Genomic DNA, 15,299 nt, shown 5'->3' with positions numbered 1-15,299 from the left:
TTCAGACAAAAAAACCGGCTTCGCACAGCGTTGCCGGTTTTTTAATGACATTTTCGGGTGCTAAAGGGTCAGGGTTTCGACTCTTCGGTTTCCGGCAAAGTCACGTTCAACTCCAGAATCGAAATATCACCGTCTCTCTGCTCCAGCTGTACGCTGACCATTTCCGGGTCGATCTGCACGTATTTACAAATCACTTCCAGAATATCTTTGCGCAGCTGCGGCAGATAATGCGGTTCGGCATCGCCGCGACGACGCTCTGCAACGATGATTTGCAGGCGCTCTTTCGCAATATTGGCGGTGTTCTTTTTCCGCGAGAGAAAAAAGTCGAGTAATGCCATAATTTATCCTCCGAACAGGCGTTTGAGGAAACCTTTCTTCTCTTCTTCAATGAAGCGGAAAGGACGTTCTTCTCCGAGCAGACGTTCAACCGTATCGGCATAGGCTTTACCCGCATCCGAGGCATCATCCAGAATAACCGGTTCACCCTGGTTAGATGCGCGCAGTACGGACTGATCTTCCGGAATCACGCCCACCAGATTGATGCGCAGAATTTCCAGCACGTCTTCCATGCTCAGCATGTCGCCTTTGTTAACGCGGCCTGGGTTGTAACGCGTCAGCAGCAGATGCTCTTTAATCGGATCTTCGCCTCTTTCTGCCCGGCGGGATTTGGAGGCCAGAATGCCGAGGATACGGTCGGAGTCACGAACGGAGGAGACTTCCGGGTTGGTGGTGATGATGGCTTCATCAGCAAAGTACAGCGCCATCAGCGCACCGGTTTCGATGCCTGCAGGGGAATCACAGACGACAAAATCGAATTCCATCTTTTTCAGTTCTTCGAGAACTTTATCCACGCCTTCGCGGGTCAGCGCGTCTTTATCACGCGTCTGGGAAGCCGGGAGGATAAAGAGATTCTCGGTGCGCTTATCTTTGATGAGCGCCTGGTTCAACGTGGCATCACCCTGGATGACGTTAACGAAGTCATAAACGACCCGGCGCTCGCAGCCCATAATCAGGTCAAGGTTACGCAGGCCAATATCGAAGTCGATAACGACCGTTTTCTTTCCCTTCTGCGCCAAACCAGTAGCGATGGCCGCGCTGGAGGTGGTCTTGCCAACGCCTCCTTTACCCGAAGTCACAACAATAATGCGTGCCATAGAAATTCCTTGTTAAAAAGGGATTAATTCAACGATTGAATTGTCAAAGCGCTGCCGCCCAAACGCAGGCGCGCCGCTTTGCCATAAAATTCGGCCGGAATGTTATCACTCAGCCAGTATTCCCCCGCGATGGACACCAGTTCCGCCGAGAGGTTAGTGCAAAATATTTGGGCATCTCTGTCGCCCCCAGCCCCGGCAAGCGCCCGTCCCCGCATCATGCCATAGACATGAATATTACCATCGGCGATAAGTTCCGCTCCGGCACTCACATGGTTTGTAACAATTAGATCACAGTGTGGCGCATAAATGCGCTGACCGGAACGTACCGGCTGATCAATCAAACGCGTTTTTGTGATCTGATTAACAACCGGCGGCGGGGCGACAGGTTCAGGTGCAGCCTGACGGGTTATTTTTTCTTTCCCTTCGGTTAATAAAGGGATCCCGGCGCGGTCAATTTCCGTTTTCAGGCGAGGAAGTTTACACCCGCTCACACCCATAATACGCAAACCGGTGACCGCAATCGCTTCATGAAGAGCGCGCCAGTCGACGGCATCTTCAATGCTGCTAATATTCACAACCACCGGAGCATGACGTAAAAAGGCGGGGGCCTGGGCGATTTTGTCTTCTAACGCCTGACGAATAACCTCGGGATTTGCATCGTGCAAATGAACGACAGATAAGGTGAAGCTACTGCCCTTAAGTTCGATTGGCGTATTTGACATCCTGGCCTTACTCAATTTGCTGTTTATCACCCGCCGAAGTGCGGTGATATTCCGAAGACTAAAAGGCATGTTATAGTCACTCATATATTGAGGCAAGTGACCACAGGTCTAATTCCGAGTAAAACTATGTTTTGTGTGATCTATCGAAGTACTAAACGTGAGCAAACCTATTTATATGTCGAAAAAAGGGACGATTTCTCCCGCGTTCCCGACGAATTAATGCAAGGCTTCGGTACACCAAAATTGGCAATGATTCTGCCGCTTGATGGGCGGAAAAAAACCATTCACGCCGACCTGGATAAGGTGAAACAGGCCCTGACCGAACAAGGCTATTACCTGCAACTTCCCCCTCCGACTGAAAATTTACTCAAGAAACACCTGGCGGAACAGGGGAATAAATCTGATTAACCCATAGAGGGATAAAAATGTACCAACATCATAACTGGCAGGGTGCGTTACTGGATTATCCGGTGAGCAAAGTGGTTTGCGTGGGCAGCAACTATGCCAACCACATTAAGGAGATGGGCAGTGCAACGCCGGACGAGCCGGTGCTGTTTATTAAACCTGAAACGGCGCTATGCGATATCCGCCAGCCGTTGGTGCTTCCTGAAGGATTGGGTTCGGTACATCATGAAATCGAACTGGCGGTGCTGATTGGCGGCACGCTGCGTCAGGCAACCGAAGATCATGTGCTAAAAGCGATTGCAGGTTATGGCGTGGCGTTGGATCTGACTCTGCGTGACCTGCAGGGTAAATTGAAAAAAGCCGGTCAGCCGTGGGAAAAGGCGAAGGGTTTTGATAACTCCTGTCCAATCTCCGGATTTGTTCCTGCGGCAGAATTTCACGGCGACGCGCAAAACACGCCGTTGAGCCTGAAGATTAATGGTGATGTGCGCCAGCAGGGCACAACCGCTGACATGATCCATAAAATTGTGCCGCTGATTGCCTACATGTCGCGCTTCTTCACTCTGAAGGCGGGTGATGTGGTGCTGACCGGCACGCCGGAAGGCGTAGGTCCGCTAAGCAGCGGCGACGAACTGGAAGTGGGTTTCAACGGATTATCGTTGACCACCCGCGTGCTGTAACGTCCGCTTGCCGCCTTCTCCGGGCGGCAAAACTTGCATCGGCGTGCCAGACTGGTTATAAGGTGCACCCTGAATTGCAATGACGGACATCCCAATGAGCGAACAACCTTTCTGGCAACAAAAAACACTGGATGAAATGACCGACGCGGAGTGGGAATCACTGTGTGACGGCTGCGGACAGTGCTGCCTGCATAAGCTGATGGATGAGGACACCGACGAAATCTACTTTACTAACGTCGCCTGCCGTCAGCTTAATATCAAAACCTGTCAGTGCCGCAACTACGAGCGCCGCTTCGAATATGAACCGGACTGCATTAAGCTAACCCGCGACAATTTACCGACGTTTGAATGGTTGCCTCCGAGCTGTGCTTATCGCTTACTGGCTGAAGGTAAACCGCTGCCGCACTGGCACCCGTTGTTGACCGGCTCGAAGGCCGCAATGCATGGCGAACGTATCTCCGTTCGCCATATTGCCGTTAAAGAGTCCAACGTAGTGGACTGGCAAGATCACATCTTAAATAAACCAGATTGGGCGCAGTGAAACACGCGAGTTTGATGAATGTTTCTTCTGTAATTGAGGTTATCGGCTTTTAGCCCGGCATATTGGATATGATTTTGTCTCTAGCGTAGCGTACTAAGAAGATACGACAAAGACAAAGGAGAAGTCATGAGACCACCGATCGTTCAAGAAGAAGTAGAACTACTCGTTCGAGATTTGGAAATGCTGTCTGAGCAGAAATTATCAGGAATTGAACCGTTTAATGCCTTGCGGCTCCTGGAAATGCGCAGGCAGACAGCGAAGCTTGAGTTTATTAAACGAACTTTACTAGAGATTAGTGGGAAAAAACGGTAGTGAATTTTCGCTTTTGTACCGATATCTTACGCTGAAGTAGTCAGTATTTTCAGCGTAAGACCATCAGTTATAAAATCAATTTTTCTTCGCGTGAAACAGCCCGCTTTCGCCGTCAGCGTCATCTTCAACCCAGAAGTTGATATTGAACTGCGCATCGTCGCTTAACTCGATACGATGCCAGTACTGCGGCGGGCTGGTGGCGAACTGACCGGCATTGATGACCACTTTCGCCTCTGGCTCCGTCGCCTGCTCATCAGCAAAACCATAGTAAGTCACCGTTCCTTCCATGACGCAAAGCTGGCCGAAAACACCGGCGGCGGTATTGTGGTGCGTCAGCAGAGCGGCAGGAACGTTCTGTTTGGTGAAGAACGGGGTGGAGCGTTTTACTTTCCAGTTAGCGGGAATACGCAGATGAGACATCATGAGCTCCTTAGTGAATACGAATAAGATGCATTTAATATGCAACTTTATGGGACTGACGTCAACTTGCAGGCAAAAAAAACGCTCCCGAAGGAGCGCCTTAGTTGTAACTGGTTTTAGCGGCCGAAGAGATCGCGCTTTTTCGGCTTGAACGGCTGAGCGATAAGCACCAGTACGCCAATAACCAGATAGGCGGCAAAGATCCCAACCAGCCACTGCGGCATTTCCAGCGTCAGGAACTCCCACTGGCGCACGGAACAGTCGCCGGTAGCGACGAATACCTGAGGCAGCCATTTATCCAGCGGCAGCCAGGTTGGGAAGCGCGCGGCAAAATCACAGGTCTGGAAGGGGGAAGGGTGAAGCTGAATCATGGTGTGCTCCCACGCCAGCTGTAGCCCGCGTAAGGCGCTGTAGAGCCAGATAACTATCGCTACATAGCGCAGCGGTGATTTCGGGGCAATGGCGCCGACAATACCAGCCCCCATCACGCCGAACAACGCGCTGCGTTCGTAAATACACAGTACGCACGGTTGTAGCAACATCACGTGCTGGAACCACAATGCAACCAATTCAAGAATAAACGCGGTTAGCGCCATCAGGAGCCAGGCACCGCGTCCCCTTGAGCACTGGTTTAAAAATCGCAACATAATCATTTCCCTGGAACATGCTAAATCATGGCAGTGTAAACGAAAACCGAAGCGACGCCAGCAGCTAGTCTGAAAATATTACGTAAACGAATATGGAGTGCCCAAACTTGCCGCCTGGGTACTCCCGTTTTTATTTAAGTAACTGCGGCGTAACCAGCCAGCCTTGATCAAGCATCCACTGAGTGGCTGGCATCAAGCTAAACTCGACGCATGCCAGACCTACCAGGGCCAGGACGATGGTATAAGGTAACGCCATCCACACCATTCGACCATAGGAGAGACGGATCAGCGGTGCCAGAGCGGACGTCAGCAGGAACAGAAATGCTGCCTGACCATTCGGCGTGGCGACAGACGGCAGGTTGGTACCGGTATTAATGGCCACCGCCAGCAGCTCAAATTGCTGCATGCTGATGGTGCCTTGCTCCAGGGCTGTCTTTACTTCATTGATGTAGACCGTGCCAACAAAGACGTTATCGGAAATCGACGACAGCAGACCGTTAAACAGATAAAACAGTGACAGCTGGGCATGCGGCGAAGCCTCCAGGACAAATTCAATCACCGGGGCAAACAGCTGCTGATCGATAATCACTGCCACTATGGCGAAAAAGACCGTCAGCAGTGCGGTAAACGGCAGGGCCTCGGTAAACGCTTTGCCGATAGCGTGTTCATCGGTTATCCCAGAGAAAGTGGTAGCCAGAATGATCACCGAGAGGCCAATCAGGCCAACTTCAGCAAGGTGCAGCGCCAGCGCTGCGATAAGCCAGACGCCAATAATACCCTGAGCGATAAGACGCAGGCGATCCTGGCGACTACGAGTCTGGCGGCTGCGATCGTCGAAATCTTGCAGCACTTTACGCACGGTGGGTGGCAGCGGTTCGCCATAGCCAAAGATACGGAACTTCTCCAGCAGCAGACAGGTGACCAGGCCGCACACGAATACTGGCAGCGTGACCGGCATCATACGCAAGAAAAACTCACCAAATTGCCAACCTGCGGCTTTGGCGATAATCAGGTTTTGCGGCTCGCCGACCATGGTCATTACGCCGCCAAGCGCTGTGCCAACCCCGGCATGCATCATCAGGCTGCGCAGGAAACCGCGAAATTGCTCCAGCACATCGCGATAGTGCTGATCGATATGGCTATCGTCGAGCAGATCGTCATCGTCCGGCCGCGCCGAAGCAACCTTATGGTAAATGCCATAAAATCCAACGGCGACGCTAATCACCACCGCCACAACGGTCAACGCGTCCAGAAAGGCTGAAAGGAAGGCGGACGCGACGCAAAACGCCAGCGACAGCAGCATTTTGCTGCGAATACCTAATAGCAGACGGGTGAAGATGAATAGCAGCAGCTGTTTCATGAAGTAGATACCCGCCACCATGAACATCAGCAGCAGCAGGACTTCAAGATTACTGGCAACCTCTGCCCGGATATGCCCCGGACTGGTCATACCAATAAAAACAGCTTCAATGGCCAACAGACCGCCCGGCAGCAGCGGATAACATTTGAGAGCCATCGCCAGAGTGAAGATAAACTCGATAACCAGCAACCATCCGGCAATAAACGGATGAAGATAAAACACTATCGGGTTAATAATTAAGAAAATGATGAGAGTGAGCTTATACCAGTCCGGAGACTGGCCAAGAAAATTGCGCCATAGGGCGCGACCATAAGAGATTTCCACGACAGACATCCTTTCTCCGTCAAAATTGAAACAAGATTTTATACGTTACTATATGCAAGATTACCAGTTGCGCAAAAAGGGGCGCAACTTTCTTCGCATCGCGTTCATCAGGAAGTGAAAGTGTGAAATGAAAAGTTGAAAATGAAACGGCGATCCCTTTTTAATTACTTTCAGGCGCTATCTGCCCTATAGCGGCTCTGGTATGATGAGTAGAATTTGCAACGCTGTGTAATGGAAATCTTATTATGGTCATTAAGGCGCAAAGCCCGGCGGGTTTCGCTGAAGAGTACATCATTGAAAGTATCTGGAATAACCGTTTTCCTCCCGGCACGATCCTTCCCGCTGAACGTGAACTTTCTGAACTGATTGGTGTGACCCGTACAACCTTACGTGAAGTGTTGCAACGTCTGGCCCGCGATGGCTGGTTGACCATTCAGCATGGCAAACCTACGAAGGTGAATAATTTCTGGGAAACCTCAGGGCTTAATATTCTTGAAACCCTGGCGCGCCTCGATCACGATAGCGTGCCGCAGCTGATTGATAATCTGCTGTCGGTTCGCACCAATATTTCAACTATCTTCATTCGTACCGCTTTCCGTCAACATCCGGACAAAGCGCTGGAAGTGCTGGCTCGGGCGCGCGAAATCGAAGATCATGCCGATGCCTTTGCTGAGCTGGATTACAACGTTTTCCGCGGTTTGGCTTTTGCTTCAGGCAACCCGATTTATGGCTTGATCATCAATGGGATGAAGGGGCTGTATACCCGAATTGGCCGCCATTACTTTGCTAATCCAGAAGCGCGTAGCCTGGCGCTTGGCTTCTATCACCAGTTGGCAAAGGTGTGTGAAGAGGGCCTACATGAACAGGTTTATGAAATCGTGCGTCGCTACGGGCATGACAGCGGTGAGATTTGGCACCGTATGCAGAAAAACCTGCCGGGCGACTTAGCCATGAATATGCGTTAAGCAAGACCATATGATAAAAAACGCCCGGCGAGAAACCGGGCGTTTTGCTTTTCAGGGTTATAGCGGGTTTTGCCGCGGCGGGGTGCGTTCGAGCAATTCAACGCTGCCATCGGCATTTTGTTGTTCCAGTAGAACGTCAAATCCCCACAGCCGATGAACGTGCTTGAGAACTTCACGGCGTCCCTTATCCAGCGGCACGCGGTTATGCGGCACGTAGCGCAGAGTTAACGAGCGGTCGCCGCGCAGATCGACGTTCCACACCTGAATATTCGGCTCAAGGTTGCTCAGGTTGTACTGTGCTGAAAGCTTCGCGCGAATCTCACGATAACCCTCTTCATTATGAATAGCTGAAATTTCCAGGTAGTTATTGTGATCATCATCCAGCACGGTAAAGAAGCGGAAATCACGCATGATTTTCGGCGACAGGAACTGGCTGATGAAGCTCTCATCTTTGAAATCACGCATCGCAAAGTGCAGCGTTTCTAACCAATCAGAACCGGCAATATCCGGGAACCAATATTTATCCTCTTCCGTCGGCGATTGGCAAATACGTTTAATATCCTGGAACATCGCAAAGCCCAGCGCATACGGGTTAATCCCGCTGTACCACTGGCTATTGTAGGGCGGCTGGAACACGACATTGGTGTGACTATGCAGGAACTCCAGCATAAAGCGTTCCGTCACTTTGCCTTCATCATAAAGATGATTAAGGATGGTGTAGTGCCAGAACGTTGCCCAGCCTTCGTTCATGACCTGCGTCTGCTTCTGCGGATAAAAGTACTGGCTGACTTTGCGCACGATGCGCAAAATTTCTCGTTGCCACGGTTCCAGCAGCGGCGCGTTTTTCTCCATGAAATAGAGCAGGTTTTCCTGTGGCTCGGAAGGATAGCGGCGCGCCGCTTCAATGGTTTTTTCCTCTTCGCGCTTCGGCAAGGTACGCCACAGCATGTTCACCTGGCTTTGCAGATACTCCTCACGGCTTTTCTGCCGTGCCTTCTCCTCCTGGAGGGAGATTTTCTGCGGGCGTTTGTAGCGGTCAACGCCATAGTTCATTAGCGCATGACAGGAGTCGAGCAGCTTTTCGACTTCATCAACGCCGTAGCGCTCTTCACATTCAGTGATGTATTTACGCGCAAAGATCAAATAGTCAATGATCGAGCTGGCATCGGTCCAACTGCGGAACAGGTAGTTGTTTTTGAAGAACGAGTTATGTCCGTAACAGGCGTGCGCCATCACCAGCGCCTGCATGGTAATGGTGTTCTCTTCCATCAAATACGCGATGCAGGGGTTAGAGTTAATGACGATTTCATAGGCCAGACCTTGCTGACCATGTTTGTAGGCTTGCTCGGTCTCGATGAATTTTTTACCGAACGACCAGTGCGGGTAGTTAATCGGCATGCCGACGCTGGAGTAAGCATCCATCATCTGCTCGGAAGTAATGACTTCGATTTGGTGCGGATAGGTGTCAAGACGATACAGCTTCGCTACCCGATCGACTTCTGCCAGATAGGTCTCCAGCAGCTCAAAAGTCCAGTCGGGTCCATCGCTTAAACGGGTTGTGTCCTTGTTCATGGAATCAATCGTAGCCATTAGCGCGCCCTCGTTGTTGATGGTTCTCTCTGTACGGAAAACCTCATAACAAGCATAGAACACGGTGCTACAAACTGCGTCCGCCAGCAATTTCTTTTCTTCGCGATTTCACAATCTTAAAGGCGTTATTCATTACTTTAATCAGAATTTTATTCTGCGGAAAAATGAAGCGTAGCAGGAGATAGTAAAACATTGGTGTCAGGTATCACGCGGTGTCGTGTGAGGTAAGTCACCATAAATAAAGCGTATGTTGAATAATATTTTCATCTGAGTTATCAATTTGTAATCAGATGATTGTTCTTTAACTATTACGGAGTCGCTATGCGAATCGTCATACTGGGAAGTGGGGTGGTTGGGGTCGCGAGTGCATGGTATTTAAGCCAGGCAGGACATCAGGTGACGGTTATCGACCGCCAACCGGGTCCCGCTGAAGAGACCAGCGCTGCTAACGCCGGACAGATCTCTCCGGGCTATGCCGCACCGTGGGCGGCACCAGGCGTGCCGCTGAAGGCGATTAAATGGATGTTCCAGAAACACGCTCCTCTGGCCATCGGTCTGGATGGCACCCAGTTCCAGTTGAAATGGATGTGGCAGATGCTGCGCAACTGCGACACTCGCCACTACATGGAAAATAAAGGACGCATGGTACGGCTGGCGGAATATAGTCGCGACTGCCTGAAAGCGCTGCGCGAAAGCACCGGAATCCAGTATGAAGGGCGTCAGGGCGGCACCCTCCAGCTTTTTCGTACCGACAAACAGTTCGAAAATGCCACCCGTGATATCGCGGTACTGCAGGATGCGGGGGTGCCTTATCAACTGCTGGAAGCGAATCGACTGCTGGAAGTTGAACCGGCACTGGCTGAAGTGAGCCACAAGCTGACCGGCGGTTTGCGCTTACCGAATGATGAAACGGGTGACTGCCAGCTCTTTACCACTCGTCTGGCGTTGATGGCTGAGCAGGCGGGCGTGACTTTCCGGTTTAATACTTCAGTAGATGCTCTGTTATATGAAGGAGAGCAAATCTCCGGTGTGAAGTGCGGAGCTGAAATCATCAAAGCCGATGCTTACGTCATGGCTATGGGTTCATATTCAACGGCGATGCTGAAAGGGCTGGTGGATATTCCGGTTTATCCGCTGAAAGGCTATTCACTAACGATTCCGATTGCACATGAAGACGGCGCGCCGGTATCGACTATCCTTGATGAAACTTACAAAATCGCCATCACCCGCTTTGATAATCGCATTCGCGTCGGCGGGATGGCGGAGATTGTCGGTTTTAATAAAGAGCTGTTGCAGCCCAGGCGTGAAACGCTGGAGATGGTTGTACGCGATCTGTTCCCGCGCGGTGGACACGTTGAACAAGCGACATTCTGGACCGGGCTGCGCCCAATGACCCCAGATGGTACGCCAGTGGTCGGTCGCACAGCGTATAAAAATCTGTGGTTGAACACCGGGCACGGTACTCTGGGCTGGACGATGGCTTGCGGTTCCGGACAGTTGATTAGCGATCTGATTTCCGGGCGTACTCCGGCGATCCCGTATGATGATCTTGCCGTTGCCCGCTACGGTCGTGGTTTTATCCCGACTCGCGCTCAACATCTGCACGGTGTTCACAATTAACAAGGAGCTTTCATGTCCCGTCCGGTCAAGGCCAGCATTGATATGTCAGCCTTACGACAAAATCAGCAAATTGTTCGCCGCGCGGCGCCCGGCTCGCGCCTGTGGGCGGTCGTTAAAGCTAATGCATATGGCCACGGTCTGGCGAGGGTCTGGAATGCGCTAAGCGCGGCAGACGGTTTCGCCATGTTAAATCTGGAAGAGGCGATCCTGCTGCGTGAACTGGGCTGGAAAGGGCCGATACTGATGCTGGAGGGTTTCTTCCATGCTGATGAACTGGCGCTGTTTGATAAATACCGCCTGACGACCAGCGTACACAGTAACTGGCAAATAAAAGCGCTACAGCAAGCAAAACTCCACGCGCCGCTTGATATTTACGTCAAGGTTAATAGCGGGATGAATCGGCTGGGCTTTATGCCAGACCGTCTGCAAATCGTCTGGCAGCAGCTACGGGGGCTCAAGAACGTCAGTGAAATGACGCTGATGTCGCACTTTGCCGAAGCGGAAAATCCGCATGGAATTGTGGAGCCGATGCGGCGCATTGAGCAGGCTGCCGAAGGGCTGGATTGCCCGCGATCGCTGGCTAACTCAGCGGCAACCCTGTGGCATCCGGAGTCGCATTTTAACTGGGTCAGACCGGGGATTGTGCTCTATGGCGCTTCGCCTTCCGGTCTGTGGCAGGATGTGGCTAATACCGGGCTGAAGCCGGTGATGACGTTAAGCAGCGAGATTATCGGCGTGCAGAATCTGAAACCCGGTGAAGCGGTGGGATATGGCGGCATTTACAGGACCACGCAGGAGCAGCGAATTGGCATCGTGGCCTGCGGATATGCCGATGGTTATCCCCGCTTAGCGCCGAGCGGTACGCCAGTGCTGGTTGACGGCATACGCACGACAACGGTAGGGCGGATATCGATGGATATGCTGGCGGTGGATTTAACCCCTTGCCTGCAGGCGGGCATTGGCACACCGGTCGAACTGTGGGGTAAAGAGATTAAAATTGACGATGTCGCTGCGACCAGCGGCACCGTCGGTTATGAACTCATGTGCGCTCTTGCGCCGAGAGTGCCGGTTGTGACGCTGTAACTTAATGTGAGGCGGATCACTCCGCCTCATCTTCCGCCATCCGAACGCCGACTCTCAGGACGTGATCTTCCTCTTTTTCCGCCACCGTCCATACCATCCCGGCAAACTCCACCTGATCGCCGACAACCGGTGCTGCGCCTAATAGATGCTGGACAACGTCGCCTAGCGACTGCTGCTGGTCGCGGAACTCTTCGCCGCCGTCAATGCCGTAAATCTGCGCCACATCGGCGAACTTCGCGTTGGCATCAAGAATGAAATCACCGAAGAAACGCTGATCGAGCGCCACCGGCGGCGACTGGCTAAACATTTTACCCAGTGCGGGCAGATCGCGCTCGCGACCGATTACGCAGAGAATGTCGCCTTCCAGCAGGCGCGTGCTGCCGGTGGGGTGCAGCAGAACGTTGTCGCGAAACAATGCTGCAATGCGCGTTTCTGGTGGCATATGCAGATCGCGCAAGGCCGCACCAATGCACCACTTCTCAGCGCTGAGTTGATAGACGAACTGTTCCCACGGATTCTCCGGGTGAATATCCAGCCCGACGCGGGAGATAGGCGAACCAATCGGCGGCACCACCACTTTGGCCTTTTTCGCCGCCCACGATAGCGATGTTCCCTGCAGCAGCAGCGATACCAACACCACGAAGAAGGCCACGTTGAAGAACAAGCGCGCGTTCTCAAGCCCCGCCATCATCGGGAAGACGGCGAGAATAATCGGCACCGCGCCGCGCAGGCCGACCCAACTGATGAAAATGCGCTCGCGCAGATTAAAACCGCGAAATGGCAGCAGACCGGCAAACACCGACAGCGATCGAGCGATAAATATCATCCACATCGACAGGATCAGAGCCGGGATGGCAATGGGCCAGAGGTCGGACGGCGTCACCAGCAGACCGAGCACAAGGAACATGGCGATTTGCGCCAGCCACGCCAGACCATCAAAGTTTTGCAGAATGCCGTGGCGGTTACGAATCGGTCGGTTACCCAGCAGGAAGCCGCACAGATACACTGCGAGGATGCCGCTGCCGTCCAGCGTGGTGGTCACAGCAAAAATCATGATCCCGCCGCTCAGCGCCAGCAGAGGGTAAAGACCGGTAGGCAGCACAATGCGGTTGATCATCTGTAGCAGCAGATAGCCGCCGCCGAGACCGATGGCAATGCCCAGTCCGAACTGCTGCACGATATGCACCACGAATATCCAGCTCAGACCGGTTTCGTGCTGCTGAATCATTTCGATAAGAGTAATGGTCAGGAACACCGCCATCGGGTCGTTGCTGCCGGACTCTATCTCCAGCGTGGAGCCGACGCGTTCGTTCAGGCCTTTGCCACCAAGCAGCGAGAACACCGCTGCTGCATCGGTCGAGCCGACGATTGCGCCGATCAGCATTCCCTCAATCAGATTGAGGTTGAATAGCCAGGCGGCCATCATGCCGGTCAGGGCGGAGGTTATTAATACCCCCACCGTGGCGAGCGAAAGAGCGGGCCACAGAGCAACGCGAAAGGAGCTGGCCTGGGTGCGCATCCCGCCATCCAGCAGAATCACCGCCAGTGCCAGGTTGCTCACCATATAGGCGAAAGGATAGTTGTCAAACGGGATGCCGCCGATACCGTCAACGCCTGCCAGCATCCCAATAGCTAAGAAGATAACCAGAATGGGGATGCCGAGGCGTGAGGAAAAAGAACTTAATAAGATGCTACAGGTTACTAAAACAGAACCCAGAATAAACAGACTAATGACCGCAGCGGCGTCCAATGTTGACGTACTCCTTACTGGCGTGAAGATTAATTAAGAACTACACCATTTTAACAATCTGACGCTTATCAGGATATGCGTTAGAGGAATTTTTATTCGGCCAGCACCGGATGCCCGCTAATGGTTAACGTGGTGATGGACGCGTTGTTCACCAGCAGCGCCCGCGCACCGAGCGGTAGGGTCACGGTACGCTGTTCATGGCCGAAATCCAGGCCGCTGATGACAGGGATGTTAAGCTGCGCGCGAAGGTAGTCGTATACCATCGGCAGGTCATATCCGGCGTCGTAGTCATTGGTATTGGCTCCGGTAAAGCTGCCAAGAATAATCGCCCGCTGGCGCGCCAGAATGCCGCTATTGAGCAACTGCAACAGCATTCTTTCGACGCGGAACGGATGCTCGTTAATGTCCTCCAGGACCAGAATGCCGTCGCTAATTTGCGGTAGCCACGGCGTACCGATAAGCGAGGTTAACATCGCCAGGTTACCGCCCCACAGGGTACCGTCAGCGCGACAGCTCGGCCCATCGCCGTGCCATTCGAGAGTAAACGCCGGATTATGCAACGCCTGCCAGAAATGATGTTCGGTAAATTCATTAAGCGTTTCAGCGCCAAAGTTTCCGGCCAGCATCGGGCCGCTAAAAGTGATTATGCTACCCTTTGCCAGCAGGCCCATTTGAATGGCGGTGAAATCGCTATGGCCGCAAATAAGTAGAGGATCCTGCTGCTGGCGAGCGACCAGCGCCGGCCAGTCAATATGCGGCAGCAGGCGAGTCGCGCCGTAGCCACCGCGTACCGCCAGCACGATGCGGTTTTTGCCGTCGAGAGAGGCGAGCTGGTTGATATCGGCAAGGCGTTCACTCTCAGTTCCGGCGAAACGCAGCGCCCGGCGAGGGATAACCTCTTCGTGCGTGACCTGATGTCCGGCCTCCTGCAGACGTTGAACGCCGCGGTTCGCCGCCTCCTGGTTGATGCAATAACCGGAAGGGGCGATGAGATAAAACTGAGACATGACAATTCCTTGCTAAGAATGAAAGGGTTATCATGCCGCCTGGAGCGTTTATTGTCATCTTCAGGCGGCAAACTTCAGCCAATAAGGATAGATGTGTGAAATTGAGATGGTGTGTTTTTTTAGTGGTTTTGTTGGCCGGTTGTAGCTCGAAACATGATTATCGTAATCCGCCGTGGAACGCGGAAGTCCCGGTTAAGCGGGCGATGCAGTGGATGCCAATCAGTGAAAAAGCCGGTGCGGCGTGGGGCGTTGACCCGCAGCTGATTACCGCAATCATCGCCATTGAGTCCGGTGGCAACCCGACGGTGGTCAGCAAATCGGGCGCGGTTGGCCTGATGCAACTTAAACCTTCGACATCCGGTCGCGACGTCTACCGGCGCATGGGCTGGAGCGGCGATCCTTCGGTGAGCGAGCTGAAAAATCCTGAGCGCAATATTTCCATGGGCGCCGCTTATCTGAGCATCCTTGAAAACGGTCCGCTGGCGGGGATTAAGGACCCGCAGGTGATGCGCTATGCGGTGGTGGTCTCCTATGCCAACGGCGCGGGCGCGCTGCTGCGCACGTTCTCGTCTAATCGCCAGGATGCGATTGATGACATTAACGATATGGATGCCGATGACTTCTTTGAACACGTAGCGAAGAAACATCCAGCCCCGCAGGCACCGCGCTATATCTGGAAGCTACAGAAAGCGCTGGACGCGATGTAAGATATCCTTTCC

General features: G+C 52.8%; 17 protein-coding genes. 8 read left to right on the top strand and 9 right to left on the bottom strand.

Annotation, left to right across the window (positions count from 1 at the left end; genetic code table 11):
- Nucleotides 1-68: 68 nt before the first annotated feature.
- The 3 genes from minE to minC are packed head-to-tail and all read right to left on the bottom strand — an operon-like array spanning nucleotide 69 to nucleotide 1,876.
- Nucleotides 69-338, bottom strand: coding sequence for a cell division topological specificity factor MinE (gene minE / locus HV127_RS25000; RefSeq protein WP_004103270.1), 270 nt, complete (start codon nucleotides 336-338; stop codon nucleotides 69-71).
- A gap of 3 nt (nucleotides 339-341) precedes the next feature.
- Nucleotides 342-1,154 carry a septum site-determining protein MinD gene (gene minD / locus HV127_RS24995; RefSeq protein WP_110274247.1) on the bottom strand — a complete coding sequence of 271 codons (813 nt, stop codon included), beginning with the start codon at nucleotides 1,152-1,154 and terminating at the stop codon, nucleotides 342-344.
- A gap of 23 nt (nucleotides 1,155-1,177) precedes the next feature.
- Nucleotides 1,178-1,876 carry a septum site-determining protein MinC gene (minC, locus tag HV127_RS24990; protein ID WP_181486394.1) on the bottom strand — a complete coding sequence of 233 codons (699 nt, stop codon included), beginning with the start codon at nucleotides 1,874-1,876 and terminating at the stop codon, nucleotides 1,178-1,180.
- A gap of 126 nt (nucleotides 1,877-2,002) precedes the next feature.
- Between minC and HV127_RS24985 the strand changes: the two genes are divergently transcribed.
- The 4 genes from HV127_RS24985 (at nucleotide 2,003) to HV127_RS24970 (ending at nucleotide 3,814) form a co-directional block, all read left to right on the top strand.
- The gene (locus HV127_RS24985; RefSeq protein WP_110274245.1) at nucleotides 2,003-2,284 is read left to right on the top strand and encodes a YcgL domain-containing protein; all 282 of its coding nucleotides are present in this window, start codon (nucleotides 2,003-2,005) and stop codon (nucleotides 2,282-2,284) included.
- 17 nt (nucleotides 2,285-2,301) lie between these two features.
- A complete protein-coding gene (locus tag HV127_RS24980; protein WP_182239534.1) occupies nucleotides 2,302-2,961 on the top strand; it encodes a fumarylacetoacetate hydrolase family protein in 660 nt (219 codons plus the stop codon).
- 94 nt (nucleotides 2,962-3,055) lie between these two features.
- Nucleotides 3,056-3,502: a YcgN family cysteine cluster protein gene (locus HV127_RS24975; RefSeq protein ID WP_142670527.1), complete on the top strand. Its 447-nt coding sequence runs from the start codon at nucleotides 3,056-3,058 to the stop codon at nucleotides 3,500-3,502.
- Between the two features lie 126 nt (nucleotides 3,503-3,628).
- Nucleotides 3,629-3,814, top strand: a complete 186-nt coding sequence (locus HV127_RS24970) for a hypothetical protein (RefSeq protein ID WP_182239532.1) — start codon at nucleotides 3,629-3,631, stop codon at nucleotides 3,812-3,814.
- A 75-nt stretch (nucleotides 3,815-3,889) separates the two neighbouring features.
- Here the strand turns inward: HV127_RS24970 and HV127_RS24965 are convergent, their stop codons facing one another.
- From HV127_RS24965 to nhaB, 3 genes are all read right to left on the bottom strand, one after another.
- Nucleotides 3,890-4,234, bottom strand: a complete 345-nt coding sequence (locus HV127_RS24965) for a DUF1971 domain-containing protein (RefSeq protein WP_182240822.1) — start codon at nucleotides 4,232-4,234, stop codon at nucleotides 3,890-3,892.
- A gap of 116 nt (nucleotides 4,235-4,350) precedes the next feature.
- On the bottom strand, nucleotides 4,351-4,881 hold the full coding sequence (gene dsbB, locus HV127_RS24960) for a disulfide bond formation protein DsbB (RefSeq protein WP_110274241.1): 531 nt from the start codon (nucleotides 4,879-4,881) through the stop codon (nucleotides 4,351-4,353).
- A gap of 130 nt (nucleotides 4,882-5,011) precedes the next feature.
- A complete protein-coding gene (gene nhaB / locus HV127_RS24955; protein WP_182240820.1) occupies nucleotides 5,012-6,565 on the bottom strand; it encodes a Na(+)/H(+) antiporter NhaB in 1,554 nt (517 codons plus the stop codon).
- A 245-nt stretch (nucleotides 6,566-6,810) separates the two neighbouring features.
- Here nhaB and fadR point away from each other — a divergent pair, with 245 nt between their 5' ends.
- The gene (gene fadR / locus HV127_RS24950; RefSeq protein WP_110274240.1) at nucleotides 6,811-7,530 is read left to right on the top strand and encodes a fatty acid metabolism transcriptional regulator FadR; all 720 of its coding nucleotides are present in this window, start codon (nucleotides 6,811-6,813) and stop codon (nucleotides 7,528-7,530) included.
- Nucleotides 7,531-7,587: 57 nt separating this feature from the next.
- Here fadR and HV127_RS24945 read toward each other — a convergent pair whose 3' ends face one another.
- Nucleotides 7,588-9,120, bottom strand: a complete 1,533-nt coding sequence (locus tag HV127_RS24945; protein ID WP_110274239.1) for a SpoVR family protein — start codon at nucleotides 9,118-9,120, stop codon at nucleotides 7,588-7,590.
- A gap of 321 nt (nucleotides 9,121-9,441) precedes the next feature.
- Here HV127_RS24945 and HV127_RS24940 point away from each other — a divergent pair, with 321 nt between their 5' ends.
- Both HV127_RS24940 and dadX read left to right on the top strand, forming a co-directional pair.
- On the top strand, nucleotides 9,442-10,740 hold the full coding sequence (locus HV127_RS24940; protein WP_182239530.1) for a D-amino acid dehydrogenase: 1,299 nt from the start codon (nucleotides 9,442-9,444) through the stop codon (nucleotides 10,738-10,740).
- 12 nt (nucleotides 10,741-10,752) lie between these two features.
- Nucleotides 10,753-11,823 (top strand): catabolic alanine racemase DadX, encoded by a 1,071-nt coding sequence (dadX, locus tag HV127_RS24935; RefSeq protein WP_182239528.1) that lies wholly within the window; start codon nucleotides 10,753-10,755, stop codon nucleotides 11,821-11,823.
- Nucleotides 11,824-11,839: 16 nt separating this feature from the next.
- Here the strand turns inward: dadX and HV127_RS24930 are convergent, their stop codons facing one another.
- Nucleotides 11,840-13,573, bottom strand: a complete 1,734-nt coding sequence (locus HV127_RS24930) for a potassium/proton antiporter (protein ID WP_182239526.1) — start codon at nucleotides 13,571-13,573, stop codon at nucleotides 11,840-11,842.
- 92 nt (nucleotides 13,574-13,665) lie between these two features.
- The gene (gene ldcA, locus HV127_RS24925; RefSeq protein WP_182239524.1) at nucleotides 13,666-14,580 is read right to left on the bottom strand and encodes a muramoyltetrapeptide carboxypeptidase; all 915 of its coding nucleotides are present in this window, start codon (nucleotides 14,578-14,580) and stop codon (nucleotides 13,666-13,668) included.
- Nucleotides 14,581-14,675: 95 nt separating this feature from the next.
- Between ldcA and emtA the strand changes: the two genes are divergently transcribed.
- Nucleotides 14,676-15,287, top strand: a complete 612-nt coding sequence (emtA, locus tag HV127_RS24920; RefSeq protein ID WP_181485829.1) for a membrane-bound lytic murein transglycosylase EmtA — start codon at nucleotides 14,676-14,678, stop codon at nucleotides 15,285-15,287.
- Nucleotides 15,288-15,299 lie beyond the last annotated feature (12 nt).

Origin of the sequence: Klebsiella sp. RHBSTW-00215 (genome assembly GCF_014103785.1) — a bacterium.
Classification (GTDB): domain Bacteria; phylum Pseudomonadota; class Gammaproteobacteria; order Enterobacterales; family Enterobacteriaceae; genus Klebsiella.
Note: the sequence above shows the minus strand (reverse complement) of the source record. Positions and strands in the feature narration are given on the sequence as shown.